The 15,262-nt window shown below is 40.4% G+C and carries 13 protein-coding genes; 1 reads left to right on the top strand and 12 read right to left on the bottom strand.

The features are described from left to right. Positions 1-22: 22 nt before the first annotated feature. Positions 23-898, bottom strand: a complete 876-nt coding sequence (locus tag IGJ28_RS13290; RefSeq protein ID WP_003125478.1) for a carbohydrate ABC transporter permease — start codon at positions 896-898, stop codon at positions 23-25. Next, the gene (locus IGJ28_RS13285; RefSeq protein ID WP_252711593.1) at positions 898-2,217 is read right to left on the bottom strand and encodes an ABC transporter substrate-binding protein; all 1,320 of its coding nucleotides are present in this window, start codon (positions 2,215-2,217) and stop codon (positions 898-900) included. The genes IGJ28_RS13290 and IGJ28_RS13285 overlap by 1 nt, the downstream gene beginning before the upstream one ends. 179 nt (positions 2,218-2,396) lie before the next feature. On the opposite strand from IGJ28_RS13285, the gene IGJ28_RS13280 reads away from it, so the two are divergent. Further along, the gene (locus tag IGJ28_RS13280) at positions 2,397-3,392 is read left to right on the top strand and encodes a LacI family DNA-binding transcriptional regulator (protein WP_252711594.1); all 996 of its coding nucleotides are present in this window, start codon (positions 2,397-2,399) and stop codon (positions 3,390-3,392) included. Between the two features lie 152 nt (positions 3,393-3,544). Here IGJ28_RS13280 and IGJ28_RS13275 read toward each other — a convergent pair whose 3' ends face one another. The 10 genes from IGJ28_RS13275 to IGJ28_RS13230 form a co-directional block, all read right to left on the bottom strand. Further along, complete coding sequence (locus IGJ28_RS13275; protein WP_229073454.1) at positions 3,545-4,222, bottom strand: Firmicu-CTERM sorting domain-containing protein; 678 nt, start codon at positions 4,220-4,222, stop codon at positions 3,545-3,547. A gap of 109 nt (positions 4,223-4,331) precedes the next feature. Then, entirely contained in the window at positions 4,332-5,501 is a 1,170-nt protein-coding gene (locus tag IGJ28_RS13270) for a GGDEF domain-containing protein (protein WP_252711595.1), read from the bottom strand. A 17-nt stretch (positions 5,502-5,518) separates the two neighbouring features. Further along, positions 5,519-6,226, bottom strand: a complete 708-nt coding sequence (locus IGJ28_RS13265) for an EAL domain-containing protein (protein WP_021150446.1) — start codon at positions 6,224-6,226, stop codon at positions 5,519-5,521. Further along, complete coding sequence (locus IGJ28_RS13260) at positions 6,226-7,767, bottom strand: TIGR03766 family XrtG-associated glycosyltransferase (protein WP_252711596.1); 1,542 nt, start codon at positions 7,765-7,767, stop codon at positions 6,226-6,228. The genes IGJ28_RS13265 and IGJ28_RS13260 overlap by 1 nt, the downstream gene beginning before the upstream one ends. 13 nt (positions 7,768-7,780) lie before the next feature. Continuing rightward, positions 7,781-8,152, bottom strand: a complete 372-nt coding sequence (locus tag IGJ28_RS13255; protein ID WP_021150448.1) for a 6-carboxytetrahydropterin synthase — start codon at positions 8,150-8,152, stop codon at positions 7,781-7,783. A gap of 6 nt (positions 8,153-8,158) precedes the next feature. Beyond that, positions 8,159-9,493, bottom strand: coding sequence for a TIGR03111 family XrtG-associated glycosyltransferase (locus IGJ28_RS13250; RefSeq protein WP_103300143.1), 1,335 nt, complete (start codon positions 9,491-9,493; stop codon positions 8,159-8,161). After that, positions 9,493-10,095 (bottom strand): exosortase family protein XrtG, encoded by a 603-nt coding sequence (gene xrtG / locus IGJ28_RS13245; RefSeq protein ID WP_252711597.1) that lies wholly within the window; start codon positions 10,093-10,095, stop codon positions 9,493-9,495. The genes IGJ28_RS13250 and xrtG overlap by 1 nt, the downstream gene beginning before the upstream one ends. Positions 10,096-10,563: 468 nt before the next feature. Next, a complete protein-coding gene (locus IGJ28_RS13240; RefSeq protein ID WP_252711598.1) occupies positions 10,564-11,190 on the bottom strand; it encodes an HAD family hydrolase in 627 nt (208 codons plus the stop codon). Positions 11,191-11,200: 10 nt separating this feature from the next. Next, the gene (locus IGJ28_RS13235) at positions 11,201-13,927 is read right to left on the bottom strand and encodes a sigma 54-interacting transcriptional regulator (RefSeq protein ID WP_252711599.1); all 2,727 of its coding nucleotides are present in this window, start codon (positions 13,925-13,927) and stop codon (positions 11,201-11,203) included. A 369-nt stretch (positions 13,928-14,296) separates the two neighbouring features. Beyond that, positions 14,297-15,262, bottom strand: a complete 966-nt coding sequence (locus tag IGJ28_RS13230; RefSeq protein WP_156247772.1) for an SIS domain-containing protein — start codon at positions 15,260-15,262, stop codon at positions 14,297-14,299.

Genomic DNA, 15,262 nt, shown 5'->3' with positions numbered 1-15,262 from the left:
ACTGTTCTTTCCCTTCGTTCGTTTATTGCCAACCATTTTTTTCACCCCACTTTTCTAGTAACTTCCGAATAACGCCGATAGATGCAAAAGTAACGACAGAAGCCATTAGTGCAACTGCAGACGCGTAGCCGGATTTCAAATTAACAAAGGCTTGATTGTAGATTTCCATTTGCCATGTATTGGTCGCAAAGTTTGGTCCGCCTCCTGTCAACTGGTAGACCTCTGTGAAGATACCAAAGCTGATCCCCACCGCCAGAACTGTAACCGTAAAGAATGCTGGGTACAACATGGGAAAGGTGATTTTCCAAAACCTTGTCCAAGGACTCGCACCATCGATTGCCGCTGCTTCATACACTTCTTTGTTGATATTCCCTAAGCCCGAAATTAGGATCAGCGCATAGTAGCCAGACATCTTCCAAGCGATCATCAGAGAAACGATGATGATGGCTGCATGGGGATTACCTAGCCAATCAATATCCCAGCCTAGTCTCGTTCGCAAGAAGGTATTAAAGGGACCGTTGTAGGAAAGCAATCCTTTGACGATCAAAGAAGTGACAACCCCGCTTGACAGATAAGGCAAGAAGAAAGCCACCATGTATAACCCCTTCAGCTTTGGCAGGCTGTTGACTAATAGTGCAATAACCATCGAAAGAACCAGCGCCATTGGTACAAAGATAATCAGAAATTTATATGTAACGACGAATGCAGATTGGATCGCTGGACTTTTTATCGCATCAATAAAATTCTGAAATCCAACAAATTCAACGGTCGGTGAAATCATATTCCAACTCGTTAATGCTAGCCAAAATGACCAAAATAAAGGAAGTAGAAAGAAAATTAATGTAAAAATCAGATAGGGGCTGGTAAATGACCAGCCCAATTTTGTGTTCTTACTCATTATTGAAGCGCCCCTTCGACAGCCGTCTTCGCATCGCTCACAGCTGTTTTCGCATCTTTTTCACCCCGAACAACTGGCACCCATGCTTGTTCGCCAAATACTTGCTGAATGTCATTGTATTTCTCGTTGTCCATTGCTGGAACCGCATACGGTACATTCTCTGCGTAGACTTTCATCGCTGGATTTTCTTCAAAGTAGGCTTTGAAAGTATCGTTTTCTGTTGCATCATCACGCGCTGGAATAAGCGAAGTCATTTCTAGTAATTTCATGTCGTTGTTTTCATCTGAATAAACAAATTCCAAGAATTTCATCGCTGCCGCTTGTTCTTCTTCTGTTGCTTGGGCGTACATCACGATTCCTTTAGCATCTGCATAGGTGGATACTTGTTCTGCATCCGCTAAAGCATCAGGTACCACAGGCGTAGTAACCGTGTAGTTTTCACCAAACTTCAGCTCTGGGTATTTTTCTTCCCAGTTAGGGAACGTCCAAGGACCCAAATCGGTCATAATACTATCGCCGTTTTCAAAGGGATCCGTTGCTTCACCGGTGCGCAGTACTTTTGCATCCGCTAATGTATGCATCAAACCAAATACATCTGTCATGGCTGCTTCATTAGCTGTGAATTGATTGTTTTCGACAAAGCTCGCACCTTCACTGGCCGCATTGTAGAGTGGGAAGAAATCAAACCAACGCATCCAAGCCGTTGGATCTGCTAAGTCTTTTTTCGCCCAAAGTGCTTTGTCCGTTCCTTTGATTTTGTCGACGACTTTCAATAAATCTGAATAGGTTCTTGGCACTTCATCAAAGCCTAATTCTTTCAAACTATCTAATCGCCAGCCAAACAAAATCGGATTGGAATAAACAGGTAGCACGTATTGACTACCATCAGAGAATTTCCAACTATCGATGGTTTGACTCATATTACGAGCTTTGACGATCGTATCGAAAGAATCTTGTTTTTCTAATGGTAAAATAGCCTGACTAGCAGCCAACTGGGCAGCAAAACTACGATTGATGTTTTCAGATAATGTTGGTGCGGTGTTAGAAGCAATCGCACTTTGGATTGTTGCTTCAGAAGATGGACTTTCCTTCATTTGAGAAACTTCAACTGTAATGTCTTCATTTTGTTTCTCAAAGTCTGCGGCCATTTCTTGCCAATACTTCAATTGTGTTGGATTGGGTGCAGCCCAAAAAGTAATCTTTGTCTTCCCATCAGTTGCCCCAGAACCGCTCTCTTTTGATTGATTGCTACAACCAGTGAATAAAACTGTCCCTGCCACTACCGCAGCAATACCAAAAAGCATTTTTTTCATTTTCATGATCGTTCCTCCTAAATAGTAAGCGATTTCTTTTTACACCGTCATCATACCACTCGTCATTTTAATTGTAAACATTACGTAATTATAATTACAACATTACTTTTGTAATTATTTTAGGCTATTAATTTTGTAACATTATGGTATAATCAATATAAGACTAGGAGAAATAAGGTGAAAATATGAAAAAAGCCTCTATGCAAGATATTGCCGATGCATTGGGCATCTCAAAAAATTCTGTCTCACAGGCGTTGAGAAATAAGCCTGGTGTCAGCCAACAAACCAAATTACTCGTTAAAAACAAAGCAGATGAATTAGGCTATCGTTATCAAACGATGAATGAAGATACCACGATGTCATTCTTATTGATGGCAACCGAATTTGCTTTTTCTCAAACGAGTTTTTTTGGCGAGATCGTTAAAAGTGCAGAAGTAGAAGCTCAAAAAACAGCGATCAAACTTGATACTTATACCATTACAGAGGAAGACTTACTTAGCCTAAAGCTTCCGCCAAACTTAAAAAAGTATGACGGTATCCTGATCCTGTCTCATAGTAAAAATGCCTACATCAAGAAAGTAATTGATACTGGGCTTCCTGTCACATTGATCGATCACCATGATCCTTCACTCACAGCAGATGCCATCTTGACAAAAAACACCGACGGAACGTTCCAAGCCATCTCACTTCTGATTGAAAATGGAATGAAGCGAATTGGCTTTATTGGTGATACAGCATTTTCTCCCAGCTATCTTGAGCGTTATCGCGGGTATCAACGGGCTTTACGAGAACACAATCTAACAAATGATCCTACGATTGAAATCACAGAAATTGAAGAATCTCAAGGTGCTTTATTTAACAGCTTAAAGAATATAAAACAAATGCCAGATGCATGGTTTTGCGTGAATTCTGGGCTAGCTTTCATGTTAAACAGTTATCTTCAATCTTCTGGTTACACGATTCCCCAAGATATCAGTGTGATTTGTTTTGATGAAACTGAATTTACACGCATGGCGATTCCTCAATTGACAAATATCGCTACCGATCTGCAGTTTATGGGCCAGTTGGCGATTCGAACATTGGTCCATCGAATCGCCCATCCCCAAGAGCCAATCGTCCATCAGCAAATCGTTCCGCGGCTGAACATCCGAGAATCTGTTCGACTTATTAAAGCAAATTAAAACAAAGCGCTAAATTCTCCCACAAGGTAGAATTTAGCGCTTTGTTTTTGTTGAATCTATTGTACTGGTTACTTCCCCCTAAGCGAAGCAGGCGAATCTCCAAGAGAAACAAGAGTCATTGGATCAAGCAGCAAACCAGAAAAGAAGGCGAATTAATTCTTGATTGCTTTAAGAGATTTCCCTCTAATTTTCCAAAAAGAATAACCTGCAATCACGACGGCAATTCCGGCAAGGATCCACGGACCGGTGCTTCCTCCTGTGACTGTGATGGTTTGTTCCCCTAGATTGGCGTTGCTATAAGTGATCGTTTGACTGCTGGTTGCTTCTACTTTCAGCTGTTCAAAAGGAATCGCAACTTCTACTTCATCTGAGTAGGAAGTGTCACTGAAATCCGTTTTTACACGCGTAAGTTTCCCGGGGATCGTTACATTAACGGAATTATCCTCTGCCCAAAAATTGACTTGCACGTCTTTGGTTTGTCCAATAACGGATAAGTCTTCACTTGGAAACGTATTGTTGAATGTCATCCAGAATACTTTGTTTCCGATCGTCAGCTTGTGTCCACTAGGCTGTAAGTTATGGTAATTGTGTCCTTCTGGTGCCATGTTCAAATAAAAATATAGATTTGCTTCATCGGTGACCAGACTGGCATGTTTGATGTTCTGTCCATTTTCATACGAAAAAGACAATTCCGTCATCGGTAAACCTGACCAGTCACTGAAAGCACCGTCAATGACGATCCCGTATTTATTGTCCGCATGGGCATTGATTGGTATAAAGACACTTACTACAGCTAAGATACTTAAAATCAATGGATAATATTTTCTCATTTTTTTGCTCCTTCTAACTTTCTTCAATCTGCTGAAAAGCCGCCTAAAGAAATGAACATTGTTCCTTTTGGTTTTCATTAACATATTCCTAGGAAAGGAAACTTGATCGTTACGAAATATGTTTGATCTTTCCCTCCATAAAAATGGCATTGCGCCCTTCTCTTTTTGCGATATACAAATACTTGTCTGCTCGCTTGTATAGATCTTCTTTATCGGTGTCCGTTTTTCGGCAACGGGAAACGCCGGCTGAAATCGTAACTCGAACTTCTTCCCCTTGGATATTCAAAGAAAAATTACTTACTCTTCTACTAATCGTTTCTAAAATCTCTGTAATATCGTGTTGGCTTTTTTCTTGAAACAAAATCCCAAACTCTTCCCCGCCAATACGAAAGACTTGACTTTCAAGCTGGTACTGAAAAAGGGTTTGACTAATGATTTTAGCTACGTTTTTTATAATGATATCCCCGATATCATGGCCATAATCATCGTTGATCCGTTTAAAGTAATCAATGTCGACCATAGCAAAAACTAAATTTTCCTTGGTATGAGAAAGTGCAAAACGTTGGCTAAACTCCCGATCAAAACTCAGCCGATTCCCGATCCCTGTTAAAAAATCGGTTCGTGCTTCAAGAGATAAATTATCGAATTTCGTCAGCTGCCTTCGTACCAACTTATTGATCATACGAACCATGATCATCAGCATGACAAAGTTTAGTAAGAAGAAAAGATAGCCGGCAAACCTAAAATCTAATGCCGGATACATCTTTAACCCCCAGGACGCACCATAAAATAATGTCAGCAAGAAATAGACACCGATATTATTCAGATTTTTGTCTTTTAACTGTAAGACTATCCGACAACAAGTGTAAATCAGCACAATCGTGATGATTGCTATAAAATAATTTTGAATCGTCTGGTATTCCCCTTGGTACATATAATAAAAGGTGATGGCAATAGATACGAACACATTGAAGTGCAGCATCATGGTTCCTTTGAGCATATGCAAAAAATAAAAAAGAACGATCAATTGTAGATCCATATTTTGAATAAGCGTGGTATAGCGATCTTGCAGAAGATTTTCCGATAACACGGGCACCCCTTGCAAAATCACCAAACTGATAATCATGATACCAATCCAAGCAATTTTTCTAAGAACAGCTTTCGTTTTCAAAAAAATGGATTCTTTCATCGATAAATAAATCAAGTAGTCAAGGAATACAACACCTAGAACAACAATTAGACGAACGATTGTATAATATAGCCATAATATGATATCCATCAAACATAGCACGCTCCTTAATAATCGATGGTCACTATTTTTTCCGGTGTCGAGTAGAGATAGCCTTGATGATAACAACAAACATTTGTTTCTAACCAACTAGCAAATTTTTGATTTTCAATTCCCTCGACGACAAAGGTTTTATCTAATTGGACAGCGATGCTTGCAAACAGCACGATGATTTTCTGAAGAATATCTTCTGAAACCTTCTTTTGAAAAGACAATGCCGAAAATTTGACGATCTGAAAATAATTCTTCAATTCCAAAACATTGTCCAAAGAGTTGATGCCTTGGCCAATATCATCTAATGCGATTTGGTAGCCATACTGAGCGATTTTCTTGAAGGCCTCCACATTGACTGCGGAAAAATAAGGGTAGTTTCTCTTCATTGGCGGTTTTTCTGTGATCTCAATAATCAGTCGCTGCTTGTATTCCTTTAAGTTCTCAAGTAGATCAAAGGTCTCTTCGTACTCCAGTTCTTGCGGGTCGAGATTAAAACTAAACCGCTTCGTCGGGTTGGCTTCTAAAATTCGGGTCAATGTTTTTTGCAGCCATTTTACATACTGTTGATGCTCTTCCTGCTGGCTGATCATTGATAAATAAGAATCTTTAGGGAAAATGTTTTTATTGTCTTCTTTTCTCAACAATAATTCAAAAAAAACAATTTCCTTCGTCTTTGCATGATGGATCCCCTGTCCATAAAATTTCAATTCATCATAATTCATTATTTATCCCCCTTGATCCTTTGATCCAGTGTAAAAATTCGCTTAACAAAACGTATACTATCACCCATCGTAAGGCTTGCCAATAATAAAAAGAATGGTAAAAACTGAATCAAATAACGACTACGCCCACCTTCGAACAAAAGCAGGAAGAGGAAGCCGCCTATCAAACTCAACCGAAGCATCTGTTCGTACTTGCCTTGCCGTTTCCAACCAAAAGCGATGATAAGCAAGCAGATCACCCACCAGATTTGTGCCATGAAACGAAAATCGGCAATTCGATTTCCGTATAAATAATAGCCTTCTTGCAGCCAGCGGGTAAAGCCTTTGCCCTTCGGAGTCTCTCCTTCTTGAATGAACGAACCTTCTTTCAACCACGCAAACGTCCCATCTGCGGTATTGTTGCGGTGCTTTTGAAAAAGAAAACTGATATAGCCAAGAACGCCTCTTTCTTTTAGCCGCTCTTGGATTTTTTCTTTCGAATAATCGATTTTTGCTTGTTTTGTTGGCAATTCTGCCATTGCTTGCGCATCTTCAGGACTATATCCGCCGTCATTCGTCAAGCCAATATTCATGAAATGGATCATCGGGATGGCCCGACTTTCGTCAATGGCAATGTATTGTTGATTTTCTAATTGATGATTGCATACAGCATACGTGCCGCCAGCCGTAATCAAAGTAATCATCAGCAAAACGATGCGCCCTTTTGATTGCCATTTCTTGGCAAAAAAGCTGATTGTTTCGATCAATAGAACAGCAATTAGGAGGATCAGCGCCGAAGGTTTGATGAAATAACCGACTACCGCAGCAATCCCCAAGCCAACTGCACCTAACAGGTTGTATTTAGTCGGAAGCTCTTTTTTGATCATAAGAGCATAAAAGAATAAGCTTGCTGAAACAAAAGGTAGAACCCACGTATCTGTATAAGGCACAATGATCGAAGGAAATACCAGTAGCCAAGCGCCATGCAGATAAATGGCAGGCACTAGATATTTTTTGCATAGCAGACGAATCGTCAGTATATTGAACAGGACGGAGAGATCGACTAAGAACAAGGTGACAGAATCAAAGAACAGCCAAGAAGTTGTAGAAAACCATTCTGCTAATTGGTGCTGCCACAAAAGAATCGGCAAGTTATTTTGGTTCAAACTATAATAAGCAACGATCTCAGGATTCGTCGTATCCGTCAAGGCATCATGGATAGCCGCGACATCCCAGCCGATCGCCGAATGCAAAAACGAGACGAAGACGATTTGCCAAGCCAATACTCCTAAGACGAATACCGTGACCGTCACATAGCGATGGGTCACAAAAAGCCAAGTTAAAAACTGCTGGACTTTTGGATAACAGTACACCGCAATGATGAATGCAATGGACCCCAAAACGAAAAACGTGGTTGCTAGTGTGGTGCTTGTTCCAAAGACCGAGTTATCGCCGATCGTCATATTTGGTGAAATCAAAGCAAAGATCAGTGTCAACCCAAAGAATAAGCAAAATAGACCATTGATGATCCGATTACCTGCGATAAAAAATTTTGATTTCATTTTCCACCTCAACCTATGCTTGTTTTTCAATGCAATAAAAGCGAGTAGGTGATTCCCCTACTTCGATGCGAATCAGTTCTGTTTGGATCGCTGCTAGTCGTAGGGATAATTGGTCATAAAAATAATTGGTCACATTTTCGACAGAGGGATTGATTTCCAAAAAGGGCGGCATTTCATTCAAAAAACTACCAGAGAAAGGTTGGAAAAAGTCTTTCAGCACCCCTTCTATTTCTTCAAACAGATGCATCTCATCATCTTGAGATTTGATCTCACAAATAATTTCCCAAGTATGGTTATGCTTAGCACCCATACCACCTTCCCAGCGCATCGCATGACTGGCATTCACATGAGATTTAAATTTATAGATACAGCGTTTTTCCGCCATTTGAGGTCACTTCTTTCTAATTTTCATTATATCTTGGGTGATAGTGTCTTTGATCTGGCTCATTTCTTTAGAGATTGGCGTCGTATTCCATTTTGCAGGAGACGTGATTCCGTTAATGATTCCAATCAAACGGAACCAAGAGACAAGGAAATTGTAAAGTGGAAACGTAATGACCTCTCCCCATAATTTCATGTAAAATCGCTGGTCAGATTTAAATGATTTCAGGAGTAAAGAGATACTGATGAATTTGAGCAGCGAGTCAACGAAATAGAGCAAGTAAATCAGCAAATACGACAGCAGCAATATTTTTGCCGTATAACCAAAAAACAATAAAACGGCGCTGGCGAAAAGCCAAATCATTTTTGGAAAAATGAAGGTATGGTCGATGATCAGGCGGCGTACCAGAAAGTTTTTAAAGAAATTCCCTAAACCGACTTGTTCTTCGGAAAACTCTTTTGCTACTTCTACCTCACCTCGTTGCCATCTTTGCCGTTGAATATACAATTCGTCAACACTTTGAATTGGTTCAACATAAAAAATAGCATTCTCGCATAAAGAAACTTTTTCTTTCAGACGATGCCTGATTTGAAAAGTCATATCAGTATCTTCACCGACAGTGTCTGTGTTATAAAGATACGTATTGACCAAAACTTCTTTTCTGAAACCAGAGAAAGCGCCAGCCATTGTGAACAACTGATTGTTCAACGCTTCGACATTCCGTCCAGCCAAAAAAGACTGGGCATACTCAATGTACTCACTTTTTTGCAGCCAGCGAACCATAGGTGATTTGGTCTTTTTGATTGCTTCTTTTTGCGTTAAGACCGTACCAGACATTGCAGAGATGCTATAGTCATTCTCGAACTTCAAAACCATGTTCATGAGTGCCGTAGGTTCCAAGAATCCATCGCTATCAATATTGATAATGTAAGTCCCAATACTGTCATAGATCGCGGAATTCAACGCCTGGGCTTTGCCTTGTTCAGTGCGGATCCAATGCATATTCAGCTGATTGAAGTGATTGTGCGCCTCATTGAATACTGCAAAACTCTCATCGGTACTGCCATTATCTGCTAAGAGAATTTGAATGTTCTCATTCGGATACGTCGATTCATTGATGGAACGAATGCAGGCATACAGTGTCTCGGCTGAATTATAAACAGGGACGATCACTGAGATAAAGGGCAGTTTTTCTGGAATGTCCAGTTGCTTCTTTTGGAAATTTTTCACAAACAAGAAACAGGTGGAATAGATGCCCGGGATGATCTCTACGAGTAAAGGAATCAACAGCCAAGTAATCCAGAACCCCATCTGCGTCAAGGTTAAATTGAATAAGTAATCCATCAGTGCTCCCCTCTCCTAAACAAGCGATTCTTCTTCTCATACAAACTTCTGGCGACTTGAGAATACGTAAATGTATGATAGTACAATGTGATCACAAGCCCATAGAAGAACAATCGACCCAAAATCGAGTGAGCGAGGAAATAAGCATCGCTGCCGCCGAAATGAACAAATGCCACAACAAAGAGTAATCTGATAACATTACTCACAAAAATCCACAACGTCCCAAAGAGAGCATAAAACACTTTTTCCTGTCGATTGTATAAAGGATAAAATGCCAGCAAGCCTAGATAAGCAGCCGTTTCGATGACGCCTGAACACTCGTAATCAACATACAAAGACATCTGCTCTTTGGCGCTGTGGATCACAATCAAGCTATACTGACTAAATTCTTCCGTCACATTGGAAAAGGAACCAAATAAATCCACGACTTTGATCACTAATTGTGTCAAAAACCAAACCCAGTAAGGTCGGCTGAATACAATCAGTAAATAAAACAGCCCGACACTTCCCAGAATAAAATAAAAGGCTGAGAGTTTGGAGCGTTTCATCACAGACAACAAATACAGCCAAACAACTATGCCAATCAATACATATATGTTCATTTTTCAACCCTTTTTCTTTTTTTTCATCCTAATCGTTGCAACAGTCACTATGATCAACAAATAACAATCTTTTTTGAGCATAGACCATTGTCACTTTGTCTATTTTACACACTAAAAAAAATGTAATCAATCAAATTTATTTCAGAAAATGATCCGTTTTTACATTGTAAATCTGCAAGGTTTACTTGGCAATAGATTCTTGCAAATATTAAAATCCTCTTATTTTTTATCACCAAAGAGCCCAAGGACTTGTTAATAAATACTCATCGCCGCCTATTTGTGCACTCAGTTTCCTCAAATCATACAAAAGAAAAATATAAAAGAGCATTGACAAGCACGCTGTCAACGCTCTTTTATTTAAATGGATGATTTACCATCTGAAAACACCTGTCAAAGAATGCAACACTAAACAGAAAAATGTTCACAGATAGCTCGTTGTAAAAGGGATGATCGGATAATCGCTGTTTGTTACTCAATGAATAAAGATAACAACTCTTCCAGACTGTCAATCATCTGATCCGCCTGGCTTTGATCGACATCAAAGGGCTGCTTCAGCGCAATCGTATAAATACCAGCTGCTTTGGCAGATTGAATCCCGATTGGCGAGTCCTCTACGGCTGCGATCTGCTCGCAGTCTAAATGGCTTTGTGCCAGTTGATAAATCTCCGGGTGGGGCTTGCTTTGAGTCAGCTCTTCCCCACTGATCACATAACAGAAATAAGACTGCAGTTGACACGCCGTCAACATCTCGTCAATCATCCGCCGCGGAGAAGAAGAAGCAAGAGCCATGCGGATGCCAGCAGCTGATAATTTTTTAAGAACCGGTTTTACTTCTTTTCTTAACGCTTGTTCAAAATCAATGGGATGCTGCTTTTGATAAGCGCGATAAGTTGTTTTCAGTTCTGCTCTCAAAGAAGGATTCTCTGGAACCAGCGTCTGCCAAATCTCTGCTTCTGTCTTTCCCACATAATCATTGATCGCCCGGGATCCTGGTGACAGCTGTACTTCCGCAAAGAAATTCATTCTGCGCTTGAAATAGTAGACTTCACTATCGATCAGTACCCCATCCATATCAAAAATAATTCCTTTTTGCATACCTCTGCTCCTATCCTTCGATAATATCGTTCAGCAAGCGCACTTCCAAATCAGGGACTTGGATCGTATATTCTTTCTCGATATTACTGAATGCCAAATGAATCAACTCCATTTGTTTTTTATGTTCTTTTTTATAAGCCGCCAGATCTTCTTGTTCATCGACAGACTCTTTGCGTAAAATACGTTCGATCATACAACAGCAGTGTAAATACAAGAGAAACAGTTGATTATTTGAAAATTTCTGCGTTCTTAGTTTCTCAATTTCACTGATGGCCGATTGGACCGACGTCAATACTTTATCCGCATCTAAGATCGTCAAGTTCTCAACGATCTTACTGAGGGAAAAATTAAAGATCAGATCTTCTTTTAGCGTCTCCTCTTCAATCTCAAAATTGCCATAAAGGCAATTGATAAAGGTCCCGATCGCCTCCCCATTGATCAAACAGTCTAACCCAATATAAGGAACATGGGGGATCTGCGGATTCTCTGTGCCAACGATCATTAATACATCATAGAGTTGAAAGGGAATCTCATAGTTTTTATTCTCAAATAATTTTTTATAATCGTAGGGAATGATCTCTAACTCTTCAGCTTTTTCTCCCAAGCAGCGAATCAAGATTTCTTGAATCTGTCGTGCACTGCCGATCCCTGTGTAACAGCAAGTGATGATGGCTTTTTTCTTCTTGACGACAGGAAGGACTAATTGCTTTTGAATCGTAAACTGTGCTTGGATTTTCTCATTAATCTCTGTCAAACTGTTCCCAGACAATACGGCCTGACCCACTTCCAATAATAAGGGGGTGTTCACATGGTCAATAATCAGTAATGGTCCTTTTAGCTGCTTTTTCAACGACTCGCCCAACTGATTGAGAGAACCCATATCGACTAACAAAATCAAGCCATGATCAGTGCGGTTCTCGCTGATATAGCGAAGGATCTGTGCTTCTATTTTACGCAATGAAATATCGATCGGCATATCATAGGCTTGAAAGACATTTTTCCCCAATATCCGATTGGCCACATTCGCCAAACTGCTAGCGGTCGAATATCCGTGAGCCAAGACAACACTTTTGACGCCAGTTTGAACCGTTGCACTATTCAAGCTATAAAAGAAGATCGTCATAAAATAGATATCCTCTTCTTCGACTGTCAAGTCTAGATTTTGGGACAAGTGGTACAAGATCTTTTTCGCGTAAAGGTACGGCGTCTCGGCAATATTTTTTAAAAATTCACGGAATGTCTCTTTCAATGCCACATTCTCTTTTCGATCATCAAAATAGGCATAATTGCCTTTGATATAGAGATAGTTTGCCAATGTGATCACGCGATTGCCGTCTTGCTCAAAGCCATAGCTGTCATGGAGAAAATCGATGGTTTGGCGGATATGATACACCAATACCGAATAAATCGAGTGTTCCTCATCATAGGACTCTTGAAAAATAAACGCATCCATGATGCGGGTCACTTTCTTCGATAGCCGATTCATGTACTCTTTGAAGTTTTTGTTGTCATTGATGACTTCAGTAAATTCTAAAAACATCTCATCAAAAAATTGGATCAGCAGATCGTTGCTGTTCGTGCTTAAAAGATTTTTGTTCTGATCCGTAGGCGAATAGTGCCGATCGCTGGAATTTTTTCGAGGTTTTGTAAAATTTTCTTTGAATTTGCTGCTGTATTCGATCGGCATATCCAATAATTTGATTTGAACCGTGGGCTTCTGTTTCTGATGGACATAGGCATTGCCGCAAGCATATTTAATGATATTCTTGATATTGCCCACGTTGCCATCAAAATCGCTATTCATCAAAAAATCGATCAATTGATCAGAAACGGTCAGATTCCGATCTAAGATTTTGCTCTCATTCAGGAAAAATTCATCAATCAGCGCTAGCCTTTCTGATAAAGGGCGTTGCTGAAAGGTAGGCAATGTAACGATCACCGGCAACCTTCGCAGAAAAGTGGGCAAAAAAGTGGTGTAAATGTTCTCTGTCGTCGCAAAAATCAGCCGGACATTGGCTTTTCGACGGACACTATTGTCTCCCATCGGGGAATACTCCCCCGTGTCCATAAAGGTGAACAGTTTCTCCTGTCCTTCTTCTGATAACCGGTGGACTTCGTCTAAAAAGAGAATCCCGCCATCCGCTTTTTCAAGTAGACCGCTATGGTGCTCATTGGCTCCCGTGAAAGCTCCTTTGGTATAGCCAAAGAGTGCAGCAGACAGCAATTCCGGATTATTAAAATACTGGGCACAATTATAGGCAATGTAGGGACTTTTCGGCTGCAAGACGTGTTCTTCCAATGCATAGGCATAGATTTTACTCGCCAAAAAGGTCTTTCCTGAACCGCTGGCACCTACTAACAGCAATGGCAATCCCTGATTTGGATAAAGTACCGCTGTTTTTATTTGATCAATGCTCTCTTTTAAACTTCCCGTTGCACCAATCACTTTTTGAAAAACGGACTCAGGAGCGCCTTTTTTTAGAAAATCAAGGGAGTCATACTCACTCTTAGAGAGGACATAGCCTTGATCTTCTAAGCCTTTTCTATGTAAAAATAAGACGGGATACGTTTTGACTTTGATCAATTCCCCTTGCCGCACGCCTTCATTCAGGTAGCTGCTGACTGTACTGCGATTCAGATTCATTGCATTGGCAATCTTATTTGCCGAGAAACAAGCCGCATCGATCTCTTCAATTTTTGAAGTCAACTTAAATAAATAATTGTTTAACGTCTTCATATTTGCCACTCCCTCATTGAATTTACGCTCTTTCCAAGATCCATTTATTTTACCTTATCTTGAGGCTTTGATCTGAGAAAAACCAAGCGATTTCTCCTAAAATAGCAGATCATTATCACAAGAATCCCGCTGCTAATTCTGACTGCAAAATTGTTTTCCGACAAATATCGATGCAAAGAACCTGCCTCATCAGCGACACAACAAGGAGATTTGTACCGACTCTCCGAATCAAAGAAAAATCGCAGGAGGGATGGTACGATTCCAACAAATCCCCTCGCGACACTGTCACGAGAGGTCTCCATCTTTGCGATTGTTGGGATCATTTCGTCGGTTGTTGACTTCAATCACCGTTCTTTAGTAAGTTCTTTATTAGTAAGTTAGTTTCCACATGTAGCGTCTTTTCGTCAAAGGATGTTCTCTTGCTTCAGAAAGTTCTTCTGCATAGACTCTAAACACAGCGGTGATCACGAATGGGTTGAAGTAATCAAGCACTTCTTTGCTGATATGAGCCGACAAGCCATAGTCTAAAGCATCGACTACTTCTGTTTTCGTATCAAAGCGTTCCAAGAAGGTTAATGCCCGCGCATCGATCTCTCTGGTTTTTCCATCATTCATCAATAAGATAAACGGTACATCTTTGTCCACGATCTCGAAAGGACCATGGAAAAATTCGCCAGAATGGAATGTGCCTGAGTGGATCCATTGCATTTCCATCAGCAAACAAATCGACGTGGAATAAGCCACTTCATGGGTCGCACCGCTGCTCATCACATAAATGACTGGTTCATCTTTGAAGCGTTGAGCGAAAGCTTTTGCTTGCTTGCGGGCAGATTCGGCGCTCTTTTGTGATAAATCATAGATAGTAGCAAAGCCTGCCATCATGGCATCATAGTGTTCATAGCCTTCGATTTGATGAAGCAATTCAACTGCCAATTCCAAACAGAAGCCGGTCTTCTCCAGTTTTGCGGCATAATTTTCTGCAAAGCGATGGTAGATAACATAATCTGCATCTTTTGTTAACGGTGAATCTACGCTTCGTGTTAAACTAATGACAGTGGCACCTTTTTCTTTCGCAACTGCATTTGCTTCAACGGTTTCAGGAGTCGTACCTCCTAAAGAAGCTGAAATAACGACAGTCGTTTCATCAAGGGAAGCAGGTGTCGCATGATTGAATTCGTTGGCTGTATAATGACTGATCCGTAATTGCTTCGCATTTTGGTCGAGAAAATACTTAGCTGGATATAGGTCTGCTTTAGAGGCGCCGCAGCCAACGAAGACAATCGATTTTACCTCTTTCTCTTTGACAATTTCTTGGACAATTTGTTTTGGATTCAT

The sequence above is a fragment of the Enterococcus sp. AZ091 genome (genome assembly GCF_051714805.1).
GTDB lineage: Bacteria > Bacillota > Bacilli > Lactobacillales > Enterococcaceae > Enterococcus_D > Enterococcus_D gallinarum.
This window is presented reverse-complemented; position numbering and strand designations above follow the sequence as displayed.

Bases quoted from the DNA above. Each gene is read 5' to 3' on its own strand.
- IGJ28_RS13290 (WP_003125478.1), bottom strand. From the start codon at position 898: ATGAGTAAGAACACAAAATTGGGCTGGTCATTTACCAGCCCCTATCTG.
- IGJ28_RS13285 (WP_252711593.1), bottom strand. From the start codon at position 2,217: ATGAAAATGAAAAAAATGCTTTTTGGTATTGCTGCGGTAGTGGCAGGG.
- IGJ28_RS13280 (WP_252711594.1), top strand. From the start codon at position 2,397: ATGAAAAAAGCCTCTATGCAAGATATTGCCGATGCATTGGGCATCTCA.
- IGJ28_RS13275 (WP_229073454.1), bottom strand. From the start codon at position 4,222: ATGAGAAAATATTATCCATTGATTTTAAGTATCTTAGCTGTAGTAAGT.
- IGJ28_RS13270 (WP_252711595.1), bottom strand. From the start codon at position 5,501: ATGGATATCATATTATGGCTATATTATACAATCGTTCGTCTAATTGTT.
- IGJ28_RS13265 (WP_021150446.1), bottom strand. From the start codon at position 6,226: ATGAATTATGATGAATTGAAATTTTATGGACAGGGGATCCATCATGCA.
- IGJ28_RS13260 (WP_252711596.1), bottom strand. From the start codon at position 7,767: ATGAAATCAAAATTTTTTATCGCAGGTAATCGGATCATCAATGGTCTA.
- IGJ28_RS13255 (WP_021150448.1), bottom strand. From the start codon at position 8,152: ATGGCGGAAAAACGCTGTATCTATAAATTTAAATCTCATGTGAATGCC.
- IGJ28_RS13250 (WP_103300143.1), bottom strand. From the start codon at position 9,493: ATGGATTACTTATTCAATTTAACCTTGACGCAGATGGGGTTCTGGATT.
- xrtG (WP_252711597.1), bottom strand. From the start codon at position 10,095: ATGAACATATATGTATTGATTGGCATAGTTGTTTGGCTGTATTTGTTG.
- IGJ28_RS13240 (WP_252711598.1), bottom strand. From the start codon at position 11,190: ATGCAAAAAGGAATTATTTTTGATATGGATGGGGTACTGATCGATAGT.
- IGJ28_RS13235 (WP_252711599.1), bottom strand. From the start codon at position 13,927: ATGAAGACGTTAAACAATTATTTATTTAAGTTGACTTCAAAAATTGAA.
- IGJ28_RS13230 (WP_156247772.1), bottom strand. From the start codon at position 15,262: ATGAATCCAAAACAAATTGTCCAAGAAATTGTCAAAGAGAAAGAGGTA.